Raw genomic sequence first — 18,186 nt, 5'->3', positions numbered from 1 at the left:
TGAAGGCCTAAGCAATGGCCTTCGTAAATTAAATACCATTGACAATCCATTCAATTGCACCAGGGGTGCGAATCCAGGATTTTAAATTATTATTCACGTAATATATGGCTTCATCCATTTCACCTAACGTAATATATCCACTGTTAGACTTGGGCTGTAATCTGCACTTCGATAACAAGCCGGGGATGTGTCTATTAGAATCAATCGCAGCTTTAGCGATATCATTGGCATCTGGGGATGACTGCCGGTAGGCGAGGAGGGCGCGTGTATACTGAAGAAACGGGCGCATATCCCCAGGATAATCGTCCAGTAGCAAGGCCAGATCATCCACCATTTCAAGCTCAAGGTAATAGTTCGCTAATAAATGACGAATCCCCTGGTTATCGTTCGGGTTGAGCTTCAGCATTTCGCGGCAGTGAGCCATAGCCGGATAAAAATTACCTGACTCCCATAAGGCCTCAGCCAAAGCTGCTTTTGCTCTCATATATGGACGTGTTTCGACAAATCCCCAGAAACGTCCTGCGAACTCCTGAAAATCCTCGCCAAGAGCAATGCTGGCTGCGTACAAAGCCGTCTCCAGATTCCCGATTTTTGACTCAGGAGGTTCTTGAGATAACTCGCAGTAGAATGAGTATGCGTCAGCACAGAGCGGGGATTTCTTGATAGCTTTTCTGATGAGTTTCAGCACAACGTCCAGGTCATCAGTTTCCCAGGCATCGAACATGAACTCCTGAGCCGCAGCCAGATCCAGATGTAATTGCTCAGAACTGACAGCATTTTTATACAAATCAACGCGCTTTTTAGTCGGGAATTTAATCATCTCAAGTATCCTTTTGGGGGCTCACTGTTCCGGTACTTTGCAGCACTGATGGTCGATTCTATCGCTTTGAACTTGCCACAAACAAGCTCGGGTCTGCCAGAACGGGATTGATAGCCCGGAGCTGTTCCTGGACGCGCACCTGAGCCTTACGGCTGGGCGATTTTTTGCTTCGTTCCCGTTTGCCTTCGCTTTCCCGCTCATCCTGTTTTACCTGAGCCAGTCTGAGTACAGTCCCGAGACGTTTGTTATCGACAATCTGCCCCTGGTCGACACAGGCCAGCTTATCAAATGCCTGGCACTTAAGGCTCCGGTGTCCATAGTGGAAGGCGAGGGTGCCATCGGGATAGTCCAGTATTTTAATTTTTTCACCGGCAAGACGGCTATTTTCTTCTGTTGGGTCCATGAGATAAAGGATCTTATCGTACTGGAATGTCAGTGATTTCGACACGGTACGAACATCATGCCAGGCAAAGATGTCTCTTAACTCACCGGGGCTTTCCTGCACCGGACGATGCAAATCTTTCGGGAACCTGGCCGGACGTGAGAATCGGCGGTTAAAGTCTGCAATGAAAGTGGCAAGCCAGGCATTTGCAGCCTCAATGCCGGTAATACCTTCCAGACGCATTTCTTTGATCAGTCGATCCTGAAGCGTCTGATTCGCACGTTCCACGCGGCCTTTAGCTTCAGAGCTGTTGGCACATATAAGCTCGATTGCCAGGTCATAGAGCACACGTCCGAACTGGGTAACGGTGGTATTGCGGTTCTCCGGACCACTGACGCGAAATATTGCGTGTTTGTCACTGTACAGCGATACCGGTTTCCCATGCTGCTCAATGTATTCCCGGGTTGCCAGCATGTAGTCAAAGGCTGTTTCTGACTCGCTGAACCGCAAATGCATCAGGCGGCCGGTGGCATCATCGATAAATACCAGAAGGCAGCATTTTGGCGCACGGCCTTCAAACCAGTCATGGTGGGAGCCGTCGATCTGGATAAGTTCACCCAGGCAATCACGCCGATGTCGAGGTTGATAAACCCGTGACTTGCGACGAGCATGCGGAACCCAGAGTCCGTCCGACGTCATCCAGTTGCGGACAGTCTCGATTGAAAGCCGGATATCATGACGCTCTCTGAGTTTTTCTGCGGCCAGTGTGGGTCCAAAGTCGCTGTAGTTTTCACGTATTAGCGTGAGTACGCGTAGTTTGAGAGATTCGGTCAACCGACGGTTGCTGGGTTGACCGCGTTTGCGGCTGACAAGTCCTTCAGCACCAGAAACCCGGTAACGATTGATAAGCCGTTGCGCCTGACGTTCTGAGATGCCAAGCTGTGACGCTGCATCGCGACGGCGTAGGCGCTTTTCACAAACAGCCTGTATCACTGGCAAGCGATGAATTTCTTTATCTGACATGGTCACCAACATCCGTTGAGTCCCTTAGAATTGCATTCAGTTTAGCTTACTCTAAGGTGACGTTTCTATCTGGATAAAAAGTGACATTACTAAATGGTTCTAACATTATAAGTGCGTATAACGTGGATTATGTTAACCCAAAAACGTTTAATTGTAATGGATAGTCGAGTTGGGTATACTTTCGGGAAGTACTTCAATTCATAATATACCCATGACTGAACTCGTTGAAAGTAAGCTGTGCCGAAAATGCAAGACTCTGAAGAGCTTGTTAGACTTCGGAATTGACCGTAAAAGTAAGGATGGCCATAAGACTCGCTGCCGCCAGTGCGTAGCTGGCGAAAACCGGTTGTATAAATTGAATAACCGCAATGTAGTCAATGCAGCCAAGAACCGGTATCGTCAACGCCATACCGCCGAAATGGCCGACTATATGCGTTTGTATCGTGCCAGGGTCCGTGGAAGCCAGCTGGCTGACCGCCACCGTCAGCACCTGGAGTTTCACAAAGAAGTGAATATTCAGCTTCAATTTAGGCTCGGAGCCATCATGGCCTCTCAGTTACTTCAGAATGACAAAACTATAGAGATTGAAAAGTTACTTTTAAAGTACCTTAAATCGCCTGAATCTGCTTCCGGAAGAAAGGCTCTTAATGAAGCTAGGGGAATCGCTTTCAGAGCGAAAATATCATATGAGGCGTTCAATACTCTTTTGAATACATTGAACAGATCACGAATTTAGATGCCCCGTTAGTATAAATCGTGTTTCTAAAGGCTTTCGTATGTTTAAAAAAGGAAAAAGCTTAATAGCTTTTAGTGATTAAAATTACTATGCAGGCGAAATAAATGAGCAGATTTTATGATTTCAATGCGTTAGAACTAATGGAAATGGCCCCCATATCTATCTTCAGTCGTAACAAAAATACTGAGATTTTCCTGGATGATCAATTATTAGAGCAGGAACGTCGCCATTGCCTGTCGGTTCATATTTTTTGCAGAAAGCTCGAAAGATTTGAAGAAGAATTTAACAGCAATAAAAGTTCCAGAAATCGCTTGGTTAAGTTCCTTGAATCACAAGAATGCGATTTTATCTATGATATAGCTAAAGAGTGGTCATCTTACAATTTACAAAAAGTTCCTCAAAGCACAACTTATACGTACTTGAAAACACTTGTCGAACACATCAACGAACTCAAAAGTAAGTTTGGCATTATGAGTTATGCCACTTATCACAACAATTACATTCATAACTTAATTACGACAATCAATGAAAACCTCGTAAATATTAATTATGATTTATCCCTTATTACATCAACAAAGCGAAATTGGAATCTTTATCGAACTGAATTCGGACTAATTCTAGCGAACGGGATTAGGAAAGTATTACTTATTGATAAATTAGAACATTTGAAAAACAAAGATCTTAAGCCGGGACTTATTTTCTTCATTACAACGCCAGTGTCACAAGATGTCTTGCAGGATTTATTTTCACGTCACCAGCCTTACATTATGATTTATAGGAATGAAAAAGGCATTATAAAAACAGTTGAACCACTTCATCTGCTTACCGATGCTCTTTATGAAATCATTTCACTGGCTTCAAATATTAAAAATAAAGACTCAATGTTCTTTGAACCTAAAAATAAGTTAACCTCTATTATTGAAGAATTGTTTGAGCTCCAGAACCTTTTTGAAGAATACATGCGCCAGAGTTTTATGCAGGTCAGATTAAGTGAAAGAAACACACAATATATATATAATAAAATCAGATCACTTAAACATCAAGCCAATCATCTTGAGTTTGGAAATACAGAAAAAATACGGACGCTCGCTTTTAAACTAGGTGTATTAGCTGATTCATTTAATAATTACGATGTTAAAAGCAAGACAATCGACCTTCTGCCTAATACTATTTTCACTGGCATTCAGAACATTACCAGCAACAGTAATTTGTATCGTGTGAAAAACGACATTCTGTTTTATGAAAATAACCTTACAGCATCATTATTAACCTGGTTGAAAGCAAGCCTTGAACTTAAAAAGTTTATGGTGGTCCAGGAAGATCAGATCGCAAACGGGCGAAGTGATATTTCTATTTTCTCTTCAGGTGTGAGAGTTTGCATTATCGAATCCAAGTTAATACAAGAACATTCCACCGAAGTGCCAATAAAATCTGTAATAACAAAAGGAATATTTCAACTTTATACAAAGTATTCAGACTCTGTTGCTCAGTCATTTATCGTTCTGCCTGACCTATATCTGGTGTTATTCTGCTTTGACCATAAATTTGTGAATATTCGTAAACACACTGAATCAGCGCTTGAAGACTACCAAAAAGAAAACAGAAATATTAAACTTGAAATGATGCACAGCACCCATCATCAAACCATACGCTTTAGCTTGCGAGAGTCTGGCGGAATATTTGCGGATAAAGTCGTTTATATTAACTTAACTATAGCAAATCTCAGGACAAAGGATAAAAATTGAGAGACACAATGGTAACAGTGAATAACACACCTATACATCTCTCTGACCTTAATGATGCCTTTTTAGCGGTAGACAGTGCAAAGCTGGAATGCGATGGGCATACTTTAATGCTCAGCCATGCCTTGATGGAGGCTAAGATCCCACATCTTCGCTTCCTTGGGAAAGTTACCGTTAAGGGATGTGATTTTGTGCTCTCCCCCCACTTATGGTTGCAAATCGACGGCTTCACGGTGGACTACCGCCTCCGGATGTGGATTAACCTTTTCTGTGGCCCAGATAAAGCCTCAGGGGCGCCCCATGGCATTTTCAGCAGCCTTCATTACCCGAAGCATCATTATGAACCACTGAGGCCAGCACCGTGTAATCTACTAGCCCCAAATCTGCTCGATTTAATTACCGATGGATTCGCCTCAAAAATCTGCATCCCGGAATCTACGTTGGCATGGTATTCGACAGGACAAATGAAATAATGTTATCCGGTAAATAGTAGATAACTCCGGTCGTTAGGAAAATTGGCTTTGATAGGGTTACTTCAGTTCTTTTAGCCACGACTTTCTTTCAAAGGATGAATGTGAAAATATTCCCGTTTGAGGTTCAAAACTCTATAGCCGTTTTGAACCATCTCAGATTGTAATTTTACCATCGAGCTCTTACTGGCGAAGGTTCCAATGGTGAATGCGGTAAATCTGCTTAACGGAACCATTCCGGATGTCGCATACGATCAGCTTTAATAACTTGCGTGTTCAATTCAATGACTTCCGTCGGTGTTAAAATTAAGGCATCTGGATTCGAAATTAATGGTCGTAGAACCACCTCCCCTTTTTTATCATCTTTAGAACCGTAGATATTAATTAGAAAATGCATGCGTTGATTTAATTCTGATTGACTTACCCATTGCCTAAAAGTCATCGTTTGCTTTACATAATTAATAATAAGAGGGGCCAATTCAGTTTCTTCCGTTTGTGACAAAGCCTTTTTATTTGACATTTTCTTAAGGATTTTACCTAGCTTTGCCACACACATATGAATGCTTAACGATGTGGAAATTTTAGTGGTGTTAAAATCCTCCTGTGAAATGGAAATCAATCCAACATACTGTTTATAACAATCGTAGACATAAATAAAGTGTGATGTAAATGGGGTTGAATGATTAAAAACCCCCAAATTCCAGCCATATTGCTCTACTGTTAAAGAACTAAAATCTTTGTCGTTAATGCTCATTTATACTCCTAAGCGTCATAATTTGATTGAACTAGATTGTACGAAAGCTGAGTTCTAACCTTTGTTTTTATTTCCAAACAAATATACCACATCCTATATCCATCTCTAATAACCTCAACAACACAATTTCTGAGTTTAATTATTTTCATGAAATCAATAATTATGGTTTGTTACCTAGTAGTTAAAGATGGTTGGACGACTTCATGAAATTTTAGAAGCCTTCTGTCCGAACTGAAAACCCTTGCGACTCAGAATAGATTCATGTTAAAACTCGATAATGTACTTTCACAAATTTTCGTATTTTCCTTATTCGAAAGGTTTTTATTGATCTGTGTGAATCAAGTGCTTTGTTCAAGGTACTTGTTACCTGATACTAAAATTATTTTAAACGGGATTCTAGCCTTACCATTGTTCTGTTTACCGGAGACATTATTCGTGACTGACAAGACATCTATTTTAGTTCTTACGCCAATCCTGGAGCTTGCAGAAGAAGCCCATAAGTCCTTAAAAGAGAACCTTAAGGAAATTGGAACAAGTGACACAACCGGAACATGCATGTTCGCATGTATATTGGTTTGTAAATTTGCACGACTCAGAGGCATGGTCGCAAGTATACGCGGCGGGAATGGTACAGATAATGGAGGTCTTTTCAATGAGTATGGAGGACATGGCCACTACTGGTGTGAGCTGAGTGCTGGAGGAATGACTTTTTATATCGATATTGCTGCCGAGCAGTTTGGATACCCTTCTTTCATTGTCAAAAATGCCAATGACGTGTCGGACTTTCCGCGATATATCCCCGGCAACCAAGCTACAGTAGATGAACACGTGAGGCTTGCGTACACTGAAGGGATTCAATAGCCCTGCATTTTGTACCAGTTAATGTCAGTGCAATTCTTACTGTCCCATACAGTTTATGATGCCGCTGAACTTCCGCGCAAAGTTCCTCAAATGGATGAGCGGGATTGAAAATAAAGAGATTTAAAAGCGGGTAATTGAGTTATAAAGGAATGTTATTTATGCATTCTTGAACCAAATACACCGCTTCAGAATGGATCGCCGTAATCTTACATTGTAGGACTTTTCTTCCAGCTACCAATTTGTTCATGAATCTGTCTTTCAATTCTTTCCACGTGAGCATATAGCTCAGTGTAACCAGGCAGATTTTTGCCAATATCACCTTCCCACTGACGCGTTAGCAGGCTGACTTTATCTTTAAGCGTGGATAGCTGATTGAGTTGCTTTTTGGCAATCACAATCTCTTCCGAGTATAAATTTTTCTTAGCCATAACAGTACCATACTTCATAAAATTTAACTTAGGTAACGACGGCTATCTTTTAACACAATTCATCAGTATTGCAACATCTAAGTACATTTTAATCATATGCAAATTATGGATTGGCCAGTATCCAGCACTGTCCCCGTGATGTATTCATGTTAGCATATCTCCCGCTGCGCTTACTTACCTTTGGAAAGTTACTTTTTTCCGAAGCACCTGCTAATAAGATACCGTCATAGTGTTATGCATAAAGTTATATTTATTGTTCAGTATGATTTATCTATTTCCATACTGAACTTTTAGCTTAATGTTGCTCACTTAGCTTCGGGCTCTGATGACGTAACGCTTTACACCTTCAGGCGGTTCGGGCCAATCTGAATTTTCTCGGGACTGATAATTACGGTTTCTGTATTTGATAAATGCCTCAGCCTGCTCGATATTATCCAGCCTATACTGAAGGAATTTAAATGCGTCATGAGGCATATTCCCTGTAAGATCTTCAGCAGTATATGAATCACCCGTCACATCATACCAGTGACAAAGTACCACTTTCTTACCGTCTGCATCATAGATCGCGTTAAAATAATCACTCTCAAATTCATAGACATTGACGGGTTGATAACCGTCTCCGGGCTCCTGCCTTGTGACTTCATTAAAATTTGGTAGGCCATCATCATCCAGCAAATCCGGCGTCAGATAAACTTTATCATTCCGACTGACCATTGCCATGTGACATGCCCATTGATCATTCAGCATTGTCGGGAATTCCTTTAAATCACCGGCATGCCAGTTAACAATCTCTTCTGGCCGTTTGACAACAAACCGCTCCAGTTTCTTTGCCTTTCCTTCAAGCAACACAAACCTCAGACCTGAGTTTTTCTCTGCCATCGACAGGACCCTTGCTCGCGCTTTATCCGGGCATTCATACCAACTGGTATACAACTCCAGCAACAGCTCCCGTGTGTCATCATCCCCTGCCCGGGCATACATCCATTGCTCCGTTGAGCATGTCCCTAATGCAATTAGCTGTAATGAGTTTCGTGACTTAATCAAGCCAACCGGGAGGAACATATCCGGGGTTGTTACGTATTCCGCGCCAGAGTTGGAGTTGCATGCAATATAAGCATCTCCCCACATCTCAAAAAGATCGCTATATTCCTCATGTCCCGACTTGCCCATGGCCCCTTTCAGTAATTCCGCACCTTTTTCGCACATTTCAAATAGCTTTTGTTTTTCGGCCCACGAACTGAATACCGGTTTCATGGAGTACCATTTCCTAGACTGCTCCTCATCTTCCCAAAGGGTAATTTCGGATGCCGAACGCTCCGGCATAGAGACCCAGGATCTGCTGGTTTCCCGAATGTTTCGTTTTCCGGTTGCATAGACAACACGATGGACCCACGCATGAGCTTCAAGTCTGTTATCACACTCATAGGGTTTAGGCGCGATAAACGCGACGTAATTCCCTGACGAGTTGACCCCGGCCCGAAGCAGTTGCGATCCGGACGCAGTTACCTGCTCCTGAATGACCGATGCCATTTCGCTTGCACCCTGAGTGAGCCTGTAAAGTTGATTCAGCAGGGCCTGGCGCCCTTTTTCGAAACGCATTCCATCATCAAGCGAAACGCCACGGTTACCGGTCTTCCATGAAGCAATGCACTGATGAATCAGTTCATGAATGTTCACCGGCAGGCGCAACCCCGAATCCTGCATTGCAGTCAGCAGATATTGCCGGTGCGGCAATTCTCTTTCACGTTCCTGCTCCAGGAATTTGATTGCGGCCTTAAAAAATCGAATGTAAAAAAGGTGGTTACTCCGGAATTTGCGCTGCTGGATAAAACGGTTCAGTTCCTCCGGGCCCACTGCATCCAGGCACAGATATGCAAGCTCTGCTTCTCCCCGGCGCCACGGCCTGTAGCCAGAAACGTTTACCTTACAGTTAAACATCTTATCTGTTCTGTAGCGCTTCACCGCCACATCAACTGCCAGACTATCTCCCTGACGATACACAACCGCAGCAGAGACATTATTCTCTGGTTCAGCGATGAAGGAGTACCCTGAATAGCTGCTGTCCTCTTTGACGGCACCAGGTGCTGTTCTGGGGGTCATAAGCTCACGCCAGTTGCAGAGCAGCCGCGAGCCCGGTTGCATATAGGAGTTTTTTTCACTAATAAATTCATCGAGCGTCTGCGAGTCTGGTGATGCCAGCAGCCCTGTGCCGTCTTCATCGTGCAGAAAATGGAAGTACCGCTCCTGGAAGCTCAGATTCAGGAAATTAGCCTTTTCATGCTTGGGATAGAACTGACCAAAGAGAGCCAGCCGCTGGTCAAGACCAAACAGCATGATAAGCAGACGTCGGTAATGCAGAGCCATCAGGTCATGGGATTTGAGACGATCGGTATAGGCCACATCTTCAAATTTGATGGTGGTACCGTCAAACCCACGAAAGTGGCCCTGCTGCTCATCTTCAGACGGAAATAACCGTGATGCTCCAAGATGGCTTTCCACCGGGGAATAGATTTGTTTGATGTTTTGCCCGTTGCGGACCATCAGAAACACGATGCTGTTCTTTTCATTGTATTCTGAATTCGCCCAGGTATCACCATAGTCAATAAATCTGCGGGTGGTTACCATGACGAGTACACATCGCTCAGTCGGAAAAATTTGCTCCACCAGCCCAGGGTTATCTTTTAGCGCCTTGTGGAATGCGGAAAGACTCCTGAAATCAAAGTGTTCGTCGATGTCACACCAGGCTGAAAGTTCCTCATCCACTACGAGCTTCTTCTGACACAGCGTCAGCGGAATGCTGCTGTCAGCTGGCTCGCCTTCAGCAATATCGACTACCGTCACGTTTTTGCCGACGAATAATTCCAGCGTGAGAACACCGGCCTGAATTTTGTTAGCCTGCTCAATGCCCTCCTGCGTTCCGGCCAACTTGGCAGCGGCCAGCTCCGCATAATACGGATGCATTTTCTCCAGCGCCCGGGTAATAGCACCGGTACGCGACGTAATAATGTTAGCTACGGCACCGGCAATCTTCCCTTCCCGTTCCGCGACTTTCGCCATCAGAGAAACCTGAGCTTCGGAAATTCCCTGAGAAAGGGCATTCTGCACCGTACCCAGCGCCATGGTAACTGCGGCATCTTCTGCATTTCTGACGACCGGAAGCATTCTGTCGTCTGACTCGCCCCCCCTTTTACTGGCCTCTTCGTCTTCGATCCTTTTCATAGCCAGTTCCCGGAGATCTGAGGGATTTTTCAGTGTTTCGGTGAGACGCATTTGCAGGTCAGCAACCTCGTCCTGAATGCCTTTGAGCTCTGACTGACGGATCGATTCATGGTCGGGCTGATATTCAAACAAGGCGAGAAAATCGGCCGTCAGAAACCGATGTTCATTCAGTTTCTTGTCTTTCGTTGATTTTGAGCCGTTCTCAGCAACGACTTCAACGTTTACCCATTCCCCGTAGTGCCGAGGGTGGGCACGAAGGATGACGGTATGCAGATTGTCATCCACGTACCGCAACGAGTTGATGAGGAGTGTATCCCCGGCCGCAATCGCCTCTGCCGGAATATCGACGAGGGCGGACCAGTATTGCCCCGCCAGCAGAGAATGAAAACGTTCAAGGCGATCAATGTTAGTTTTGCTGACCAGGCCACCCATTCACTATACCCTCCGAATTTGTTTGTTATAAGCATCATACCAGATTGGATTGTCAGCCAAATAACCTGAAGTACGGGAAGAGGTAAAATAATTAAAATTGAGCCTGTCCAATTTATCAGTTTTGAACATGTGGATTAAACCTTCGTTAATTAAATCATCGGGGAATGACTTCATATATTACATAGGAAGGAGTTGAATAGCCCATTAAGTCATATATTTTAGAGACAGAAGCTTAACGGGCGAAATATTTTTTTACAGTCAACCAACGTCAGATCATTTTTTGGACTGAACGATTTCCCAGTATCTCTCGTTAACACTGGTTTCACAGCGAGAAGGTATGTCAGACGGGGATCTTGATCGAGTAACAAATGCCTCGATTACATTTTTCCCTTCATCTGACACTTCGGCATCAGGTAATCTTCTAAGAGTCTCGTTTAGTATCTTAGTAGCCCCATCTCTCATCTTAACTGGATTAGTTTCTCCGAGAAGTTCACCACACATTTTTGAAACAGCTGTTGCGTGCCCAAAGACAGGTACTGGATCACTTTTTTTATTCTGTGTTTCGCTGGCATGAACAGAAAATACCAGTGAAAATATTCCTGCCAATACGATGCATTTAATTTTCATTTGTTTCTCCATGACTATCACCAAGTTAAAAACATAATTTTTATACCACAATATTTTCTCAACCATAAACAGCTATTTCTGGTTGTGGATCATAATTATTTCATCCCGGCGTTAAACTGACGCCGGGAACAGAATCCGGCCGGAATTTTCAAGGCATAGATAAATTGTTATCACGCCAATATTGATGCATGCCTGCAACCCATTGTTTCGAGATTGCCGACATCGTCTCTGCCAGGACACGCATACATTCAGGTGTGAATAACCGGACTGGCTCCCCCAAATCGTCACTCACAGTGATGATGTGCTCCAGGATGTTCCCGTGACATAAATTGTGACGAACCCTCACGATTTCCGCATAGGGCCTTTTCGGGGCACCTTCAGCAATCTTGGTCAGCAGATCCTGCTCCTCGGGAAACGCCAGCAGCGTCACCGGCATACCAGCCATGTGCGCCCTTCTCATTAGGGCATTACTGAGTGTGGCCATATCACTTAAATCCACCAGCGTTGCGGCTGGCTGCGAATGCGCCTGTGACTCCATCAGTTCAAGCGTCACCCTCAGTGAGGTTTCAATCCCGTTCAGGAAAGTTGTACAGGCAGCCAACCACAATTCAGCGTGAGTTGCCCGGGTAGCCTGGTCAAAAAAACAATCAATAACGGCTGTCGTGCTGTACGGCCAGTATGCTTCCAGGTCCCGTAACTGTGCCATGTGCTTCTCTAACGCCTCTGCAACCTCTACATCTACATCTACCGGATCGAAATCGTCGGTATCGATAGTCATAGGTAAATCCTGTTGTCAGTATCGTGAATGAAAATCCGCTGAACCATATCATACCCTTACATAAAATATGGCTTAGCGCCATTATATCTTTCCTAAATGCAGCGCCAGAGAGAACAGTTGCTAAACGCCAAATGAATCAGAACAACTGTTCCACGAACAGCCAGGTTGTGGGCCACAATTAGTTGACCACGGCATGGATAACAAGATGCAGTGTAAGACTGCGAGATCTTCATGGTCCAATCCAATTCTGACATGCTTTGAGTCACCCTCGTCAGATGATAAAATATGGAAAATTTATCTAATTCAAAAAGGGCTGCTTGTGGATAATTCATTTCGTGCAGAAATAAAGGTTCTTTCCGTTTTCGACTTTGATGGAACTCTTACCCGACATGACAGCTTTATCCCCTTTTTGCGCTTTGCCTTCGGTAACAGTGTCTTCACCCGCCGGTTGGTTAAACTCGCTCTTCCTACCCTGCGGTGTTTGAGTCGCAAACTAACTCGTGATGAACTCAAAGAAATTTTAATATCAACGTTTCTCACTGGTATCGAGGAAAAGTGGGTCAAGGAGAAAGCTGAAGCCTATTGCAACCTTTATTGGGGGCGTCTGATGAGAGCATCAGGCCTATTGGCCGTGGCAACGGAAGTTTCTAACAATGTTGAGGTGACACTCTGCTCAGCCTCACCGAGGCTTGTACTTGCTCCGTTTGCTGAACGACTGGGGATCAAGCTCATCGGTACAGAGCTGGAAAGCGTTAATGGTATCCTGACCGGGCGCATTACAGGGCACAATTGTCGTTGCATACAGAAAATTAACCGGCTGGAGTCTATTTACGGACCATTAGATCAGTATCATCTTCGAGCCTGGGGGGACACTCGGGGCGATTATGAATTGCTGGCAGCCGCCAAAGATGCCCACTGGCGGCACTTCCATCCTCGTTGGGACAGAAAAAAAGCTTTTATACACCGCTTAAAAAAGGAGTCGTTCAGGGTCTAAAATCGCACAACATGAACGTTTTAAATAATATACCGGGGCTAGCTTTCACAGTTGTCCATGACCAGTGTTTGGCCGTTGATACCTTTAAGACCCAGCTGGCTGGGTCTCTCGCCAGAGCCCTCTAATTAAGCTTTATCAGGAAGCAAGTTAAAGGATATTTAACCTTTTTGTTTCATCTATCCACGGTCTAAATTCTTCCAGTAAGTTATCGTATAATTTTTCATCGCTGATAGAGCCGAAGTCATCCATTGCAAAGAAATGGGTGTTATCAACGCGGCGGTCTGTAAAATCATCCAGGTTTTTCAGGATTCCGTAGCTAGATCCACCGAGGCCGACAAATTTCCAGAAGATCGGGAAGTTGGCTGAGCGCCGGATAGCATTCTTAATTGCTCCGGTCTTGCTTATCCCGCCATCGGTAATAAACACTATGTAAACCGGGATTTTTGAGTCTTTGAAGTAGTCGACAATTTCTTCCATTACCGGTGGTTCATTGTTAGTCCCACCAAGCCCCGGCAAATTTTCCCAGGCTGAACGCTTTCCGGATCCACGGATGGTCTGAATGTAATCGTCAAGGTTATCCAGAGTGACATTTGGATACTTCTTATGCTTCTCTCCAAAGCCCCAGACATCCATTTCGCCATCGTCATCGAACTGGGCGGCAAGGACGGCGATGCGATCCAGCACGGACTGAACGTTACCCTTACTGAACTGGCCACTCATTGAGCCGGACGCGTCAAGAACAAACGCAACTGCTGCCTCCAGGGTTTCCAGTTTATTTTTAGTGAGGCTGACTGAGGCCTTTTTAGCGAGACTTACAAGTCGCGGAGATTTTGTTTCGAGCTTCTTTTCCAGACTGATACGAGCAGGTTGTGCTGGCTGCGGAGCTGTCTGTGCAACATCAACACCATAACTCATCGCCAGGGGCTCAAGCCCACCGTTGAAACCGAGGCCAAGCGCCCGTAGCTTCCAACTGCCGTTATGGCGATACACCTCCGCCACGATAATAGCTTTCTCGCTGCGCCCTGCTGTTTCGGGATCAAACGATGCAATACCGGAGGCCTGCAAATTCAGATTCTGCAAGCCTGTAATAGTATCGCTTCCGTCTATCACGAGGGTTATGGCGATTTTCTGAACAGCCGAGGAAACGCGGTTAAGATCAATATGTACGCTTGATTGCTGCGTCCCTGCCGTCAGTTTTAAAGCCCCCTCCGGTGAACTCAGGTTATTGAAAAAGATGAAATCGTTATCACCGCTCACCTTACCTTGTGCGTTGAGCATGAAAACGCAGGTGTCGGGTTCGCCGTTAAAACCGGGACGTACCGGGTATCGCAAATTAAGAGTGACTGATGATGAAGATAGAAGGATATTTTGACCTGACTGTAATTGCATGACTCTGTTCCTTGTTTAGTAACCGTAGTCTCTGCCACCCTTTACCCGGGTTCTGGCCTGAAGTGCTGAAATACACTCATCGCGCTTTTGCTTGTTCGAAAAGTTGATGCGTCGGGATCCGAAATCACCATGGATATAGAAGTTGACACCTTTCTCGCGTGTGATATTCGATATTTTTCGAATCTCAATGCTGTCTTGCTCACCCATCCTGCTCAGAAACTTGAGACGAAGCCAGTCACCCAATCCCATATTGCCTAAATCTGCTGGAAGAATTATCGTTCTGTCATTGTCGTTAAAAATTATACCGAAATATTCTATGGCGATGCGTTCCGCCATTTTTTTCATTGGCCAGATCATTACAAGTGGATAGAGAACGAACATAACTCTTGCTATATAATGTGATATTTCTGGCGATACAAATTTGACGGGAAGCGCACTGAGTTGCAGAACGAGCACTGCTGAAACCACAATAACTGCGATAGAGGCACTTAACGTTTTAAAAATGACGCCAATATCATATACACGTTGAATGTTGGGGATAGCTGAATATTTTCTTTTTAGCTTTCGGTAGAAAAACATCCCGAATATCAGAAACGGCAGGAACACAAAAAAAGCCACAATAAAAAGTAGTATTACTGCTGAACCATCATCTTTTTTCTTTGCCATGTGCTAACACCTATAAAAAACCCCGGTGACAGCACCGGGGTTGAGTTTATTTTTATTATTAAATATTCACGCCGTGCTGGGTTGCCAGTGCAGATAACCCGCCAGCAAAGCCCTGGCCGACAGCTTTAAACTTCCATTCAGCGCCATGGCGGTACAGTTCGCCAAAGACCATTGCAGTTTCGGTTGAGGCGTCTTCAGACAGATCGAAACGAGCAATTTCCGCGCCGTTGTCGTTGTTGTAAACGCGCATGAAGCTGTTGCTCACCATGCCGAAGTTTTGTTTACGCGCTTCTGCATCATAGATGGTAACGGCAAACACCAGTTTTTTGATGTCTGCTGAGACTTTGGTCAGATCAATTTTGACCTGCTCATCGTCGCCGTCGCCTTCACCAGTACGGTTGTCGCCCTGGTGCTCTACTGCGCCATCAGGGCTGGTTTTATTATTGAAGAAAATGAAATGGGCATCTGACAGCACTTTACCGTCTTCACCTACTGCGAATACGGAAGCGTCAAGGTCAAAACCCTGACCATCGGTTACACGGGCATCCCAGCCCAGACCAACCATAGCGACATTCATGGTTGGTGCTTCTTTGGTCAGAGATACGTTGCCGCCTTTTACGAGAGAAACTGCCATTTTTAGCTCCTGCAAACAGTTGAATGAGGCTGAATTAACAGCCCCGGATATGAAAAGTTACTTTTCGATCAGGACGCGTTAATGCCGTACTGAGCACATACAGATGCCAGACCACCAGCATAACCCTGGCCTACTGCGCGGAATTTCCACTCACCATTGTGGCGATACAGCTCGCCAAACAGCATGGCGGTTTCAGTGGACGCATCTTCGGTCAGATCGTAGCGAGCGACTTCAGTCTGGTTATCGTCATTAACCAGACGAATAAACGCACCGGATACCTGACCAAAGCTCTGGCGACGAGCCTGAGCATCGTGGATGGTCACAACGAAGATGATCTTGTCAACTTCAGACGGGACGGCGTCCAGTTTAATTTTCAGCGATTCATCATCACCATCGCCCTCACCGGTGCGGTTATCGCCGGTGTGCGTTACGGAACCGTCGGATGACGTCAGGTTGTTATAGAAGATGAAATCTGAATCGCCGCGCACTTTGCCGTTTGAGGCCAGCAGGAATGCTGAAGCATCCAGGTCAAAGTCCTGACCGTCTGTTGAACGCGCATCCCAGCCAAGGCCCACCAGGACGTTTTTCATTGACGGAGCTGCTTTACTCAGGGAGACGTTCCCGCCTTTGGAAAGAGAAACACTCATAAAATAACCTCTTCGATTAGTAATTGTTCAGGTTAACACTTAAGGGGATTAACTCCCCTTTTCCTCAGATTCAGGTTTGCCCGGGAACATGACGCTTGCGAGAATGCCCAGCGCCAGTACACCCAGTACAACATACAGGCTGGTTGTAGCCGCAATGCTGTAACCATGATGCCAGATGTGATCGGTCGCATTCAGGCCGAGTTTTGCCGCGATGAAGAACAGCAGCACGATAACGGCCTTCTCCAGATGAACCAGGTACTGTTTCAGTGCCTCAAGGACAAAATACAGAGTACGCAGGCCCAGGATAGCAAACATCATGGCACTATAGACGATAAGCGGTTCACGACTGACGGCAATGATTGCCGGTACCGAGTCAAACGCGAACATTACGTCCGAGAGTTCAACCACAGCCACACACAGGAACAGCGGGGTCGCATATAGCGCCGCTTTTTTACCACGGCCAATGGTGACATCGCTGTTTTCTGGTTTCGCCAGTTCGGCATCCACTTCCTTCTGGTTAAGCAGGAAGGCATGCCCTCTGAGCTTCGGCCAGATAGGGAAGAAGCGTTTAACCATGCGGTAAGCCAGATGCTGGGAGTAATCCTCAATTTCATCATCGTCATCACCGCTTTTAAGCATCATGACCGCCGTCCAGGCAACGATAATAGCGAAGACAACTTCAACGTACGGCCCCAGACTCAGCAGGCTCGTACCGATGGCGACAAAGATGCCCCTGAAGACAATGGCACCAATGATCCCCCAGTAGAGAACACGGTGGCGATAACGATCCGGAACGGCGAACCAGGAGAAGATGGCCATCATGACGAACAGGTTGTCGACCGACAGCACTTTCTCCAGCGCATAACCCGTGACAAACAGACTGGCAACCTCAGCACCGTGGTGGATATAGAGGAAACCGGCAAATGCCATCGCAACCACAACCCAGAATACGGACCAGAGCGCCGCACTCTTAAGCGAGATTGGCTTGTCATCACGGTGCATAAACAGGTCAATAAAGATGGCACCGACTGAAAGCGCAATAAAAACAATGACCGTTTCAGTCGGGAAGCCGATGTGTGTGGAAACCATATTTTACCCTTAGGGATGTGGATCAGAGGCCAAATTCAGCCGGGTCGAAGCCCAACGCGATAGCGATCTCGCGGGAGGCCAGTTTCTCGTCCTGATCGAAGTTACCGTCACTTTTTGCAACGGCAATACCAACACGTAAGGCCAGCTGAGCGGCCTCAGGCTGATCTTTCAACGCCAGGATGTATTTCATGGTTTCGCCCTTGCCGATTTCAACATCGAAATCGAAGCTTGAAACCAGTTTATTGAAGAACTCGATCACCTCATTGGTATCGAATACCTTCAGCTCTTCTGAAGAGCGAAGAAAGCCCATCATTTTCTGCTTTTCTTCCGAACTCACGCCGTCACTCGATACGGCAATACGGGCACATACAGCAACGGTGCCGTGCATAAATTTTTTGTTTTTGAAACGACCAACCTGGCGGGTCAGTTCGTCCCGGCCAGAGTTAATGGCACCTTTTACCTTGTCGAAAAAGCTCATACCTGTTTCCTTTGTTG

Annotated in this window: 18 protein-coding genes; 4 read left to right on the top strand and 14 right to left on the bottom strand. The window is 45.4% G+C overall.

Translation table 11 applies throughout. The annotated features are described in order from the left end of the window. Positions 1-28: 28 nt before the first annotated feature. From C3F35_RS25970 to C3F35_RS26785, 3 genes are all read right to left on the bottom strand, one after another. Positions 29-820 carry a tetratricopeptide repeat protein gene (locus C3F35_RS25970; RefSeq protein ID WP_023205302.1) on the bottom strand — a complete coding sequence of 264 codons (792 nt, stop codon included), beginning with the start codon at positions 818-820 and terminating at the stop codon, positions 29-31. Between the two features lie 58 nt (positions 821-878). Further along, a complete protein-coding gene (locus C3F35_RS25965) occupies positions 879-2,225 on the bottom strand; it encodes an ISNCY family transposase (RefSeq protein WP_077258062.1) in 1,347 nt (448 codons plus the stop codon). A 268-nt stretch (positions 2,226-2,493) separates the two neighbouring features. Then, complete coding sequence (locus C3F35_RS26785) at positions 2,494-2,751, bottom strand: hypothetical protein (protein WP_103216141.1); 258 nt, start codon at positions 2,749-2,751, stop codon at positions 2,494-2,496. Between the two features lie 314 nt (positions 2,752-3,065). Between C3F35_RS26785 and C3F35_RS25955 the strand changes: the two genes are divergently transcribed. Next, positions 3,066-4,706, top strand: a complete 1,641-nt coding sequence (locus tag C3F35_RS25955; RefSeq protein WP_040113327.1) for a hypothetical protein — start codon at positions 3,066-3,068, stop codon at positions 4,704-4,706. 8 nt (positions 4,707-4,714) lie between these two features. Next, positions 4,715-5,176: a hypothetical protein gene (locus C3F35_RS25950; RefSeq protein WP_015062966.1), complete on the top strand. Its 462-nt coding sequence runs from the start codon at positions 4,715-4,717 to the stop codon at positions 5,174-5,176. Between the two features lie 220 nt (positions 5,177-5,396). Here C3F35_RS25950 and C3F35_RS25945 read toward each other — a convergent pair whose 3' ends face one another. After that, on the bottom strand, positions 5,397-5,927 hold the full coding sequence (locus tag C3F35_RS25945; RefSeq protein ID WP_032610444.1) for a hypothetical protein: 531 nt from the start codon (positions 5,925-5,927) through the stop codon (positions 5,397-5,399). Positions 5,928-6,188: 261 nt separating this feature from the next. Here C3F35_RS25945 and C3F35_RS25940 point away from each other — a divergent pair, with 261 nt between their 5' ends. After that, positions 6,189-6,788, top strand: coding sequence for a hypothetical protein (locus C3F35_RS25940; RefSeq protein ID WP_015062969.1), 600 nt, complete (start codon positions 6,189-6,191; stop codon positions 6,786-6,788). Between the two features lie 206 nt (positions 6,789-6,994). Here the strand turns inward: C3F35_RS25940 and C3F35_RS25935 are convergent, their stop codons facing one another. The 4 genes from C3F35_RS25935 to C3F35_RS25920 form a co-directional block, all read right to left on the bottom strand. Further along, on the bottom strand, positions 6,995-7,216 hold the full coding sequence (locus C3F35_RS25935; protein WP_032610446.1) for a hypothetical protein: 222 nt from the start codon (positions 7,214-7,216) through the stop codon (positions 6,995-6,997). Between the two features lie 309 nt (positions 7,217-7,525). Beyond that, a complete protein-coding gene (locus tag C3F35_RS25930) occupies positions 7,526-10,867 on the bottom strand; it encodes a hypothetical protein (RefSeq protein ID WP_032610447.1) in 3,342 nt (1,113 codons plus the stop codon). A 273-nt stretch (positions 10,868-11,140) separates the two neighbouring features. Then, entirely contained in the window at positions 11,141-11,560 is a 420-nt protein-coding gene (locus C3F35_RS25925) for a hypothetical protein (protein ID WP_015062971.1), read from the bottom strand. 82 nt (positions 11,561-11,642) lie between these two features. Further along, positions 11,643-12,272, bottom strand: coding sequence for a hypothetical protein (locus C3F35_RS25920; RefSeq protein ID WP_032610449.1), 630 nt, complete (start codon positions 12,270-12,272; stop codon positions 11,643-11,645). A gap of 313 nt (positions 12,273-12,585) precedes the next feature. On the opposite strand from C3F35_RS25920, the gene C3F35_RS25915 reads away from it, so the two are divergent. Next, on the top strand, positions 12,586-13,266 hold the full coding sequence (locus C3F35_RS25915) for an HAD family hydrolase (RefSeq protein WP_032610522.1): 681 nt from the start codon (positions 12,586-12,588) through the stop codon (positions 13,264-13,266). A 147-nt stretch (positions 13,267-13,413) separates the two neighbouring features. Here C3F35_RS25915 and C3F35_RS25910 read toward each other — a convergent pair whose 3' ends face one another. The 6 genes from C3F35_RS25910 to C3F35_RS25885 all read right to left on the bottom strand — a co-directional run bounded on the left by C3F35_RS25910 (position 13,414) and on the right by C3F35_RS25885 (position 18,169). Continuing rightward, the gene (locus C3F35_RS25910; RefSeq protein WP_015062974.1) at positions 13,414-14,655 is read right to left on the bottom strand and encodes a vWA domain-containing protein; all 1,242 of its coding nucleotides are present in this window, start codon (positions 14,653-14,655) and stop codon (positions 13,414-13,416) included. Positions 14,656-14,670: 15 nt separating this feature from the next. Further along, positions 14,671-15,321 (bottom strand): hypothetical protein, encoded by a 651-nt coding sequence (locus tag C3F35_RS25905; protein WP_032610453.1) that lies wholly within the window; start codon positions 15,319-15,321, stop codon positions 14,671-14,673. A gap of 58 nt (positions 15,322-15,379) precedes the next feature. Then, positions 15,380-15,955 (bottom strand): TerD family protein, encoded by a 576-nt coding sequence (locus tag C3F35_RS25900; RefSeq protein WP_015062975.1) that lies wholly within the window; start codon positions 15,953-15,955, stop codon positions 15,380-15,382. 68 nt (positions 15,956-16,023) lie between these two features. Beyond that, positions 16,024-16,602 (bottom strand): tellurium resistance membrane protein TerD, encoded by a 579-nt coding sequence (gene terD, locus C3F35_RS25895; protein WP_000116680.1) that lies wholly within the window; start codon positions 16,600-16,602, stop codon positions 16,024-16,026. Between the two features lie 48 nt (positions 16,603-16,650). Next, complete coding sequence (gene terC / locus C3F35_RS25890; protein ID WP_000255079.1) at positions 16,651-17,691, bottom strand: tellurium resistance membrane protein TerC; 1,041 nt, start codon at positions 17,689-17,691, stop codon at positions 16,651-16,653. A 22-nt stretch (positions 17,692-17,713) separates the two neighbouring features. Continuing rightward, positions 17,714-18,169, bottom strand: coding sequence for a tellurite resistance TerB family protein (locus tag C3F35_RS25885; RefSeq protein ID WP_000007448.1), 456 nt, complete (start codon positions 18,167-18,169; stop codon positions 17,714-17,716). Between the last annotated feature and the right edge of the window lie 17 nt (positions 18,170-18,186).

Origin of the sequence: Leclercia sp. LSNIH3 (genome assembly GCF_002935105.1) — a bacterium.
Taxonomy (GTDB): domain Bacteria; phylum Pseudomonadota; class Gammaproteobacteria; order Enterobacterales; family Enterobacteriaceae; genus Enterobacter; species Enterobacter adecarboxylatus.
Note: the sequence above shows the minus strand (reverse complement) of the source record. Positions and strands in the feature narration are given on the sequence as shown.

Bases quoted from the DNA above. Each gene is read 5' to 3' on its own strand.
- C3F35_RS25920 (WP_032610449.1), bottom strand. From the start codon at position 12,272: ATGACTATCGATACCGACGATTTCGATCCGGTAGATGTAGATGTAGAG.
- C3F35_RS25955 (WP_040113327.1), top strand. From the start codon at position 3,066: ATGAGCAGATTTTATGATTTCAATGCGTTAGAACTAATGGAAATGGCC.
- C3F35_RS25910 (WP_015062974.1), bottom strand. From the start codon at position 14,655: ATGCAATTACAGTCAGGTCAAAATATCCTTCTATCTTCATCATCAGTC.
- terD (WP_000116680.1), bottom strand. From the start codon at position 16,602: ATGAGTGTTTCTCTTTCCAAAGGCGGGAACGTCTCCCTGAGTAAAGCA.
- C3F35_RS25925 (WP_015062971.1), bottom strand. From the start codon at position 11,560: ATGGTTGAGAAAATATTGTGGTATAAAAATTATGTTTTTAACTTGGTG.
- C3F35_RS25900 (WP_015062975.1), bottom strand. From the start codon at position 15,955: ATGGCAGTTTCTCTCGTAAAAGGCGGCAACGTATCTCTGACCAAAGAA.
- C3F35_RS25945 (WP_032610444.1), bottom strand. From the start codon at position 5,927: ATGAGCATTAACGACAAAGATTTTAGTTCTTTAACAGTAGAGCAATAT.
- C3F35_RS25885 (WP_000007448.1), bottom strand. From the start codon at position 18,169: ATGAGCTTTTTCGACAAGGTAAAAGGTGCCATTAACTCTGGCCGGGAC.
- C3F35_RS25905 (WP_032610453.1), bottom strand. From the start codon at position 15,321: ATGGCAAAGAAAAAAGATGATGGTTCAGCAGTAATACTACTTTTTATT.
- C3F35_RS25970 (WP_023205302.1), bottom strand. From the start codon at position 820: ATGATTAAATTCCCGACTAAAAAGCGCGTTGATTTGTATAAAAATGCT.
- C3F35_RS25930 (WP_032610447.1), bottom strand. From the start codon at position 10,867: ATGGGTGGCCTGGTCAGCAAAACTAACATTGATCGCCTTGAACGTTTT.
- C3F35_RS25935 (WP_032610446.1), bottom strand. From the start codon at position 7,216: ATGGCTAAGAAAAATTTATACTCGGAAGAGATTGTGATTGCCAAAAAG.
- C3F35_RS25950 (WP_015062966.1), top strand. From the start codon at position 4,715: ATGGTAACAGTGAATAACACACCTATACATCTCTCTGACCTTAATGAT.
- terC (WP_000255079.1), bottom strand. From the start codon at position 17,691: ATGGTTTCCACACACATCGGCTTCCCGACTGAAACGGTCATTGTTTTT.
- C3F35_RS25940 (WP_015062969.1), top strand. From the start codon at position 6,189: ATGTTAAAACTCGATAATGTACTTTCACAAATTTTCGTATTTTCCTTA.
- C3F35_RS25965 (WP_077258062.1), bottom strand. From the start codon at position 2,225: ATGTCAGATAAAGAAATTCATCGCTTGCCAGTGATACAGGCTGTTTGT.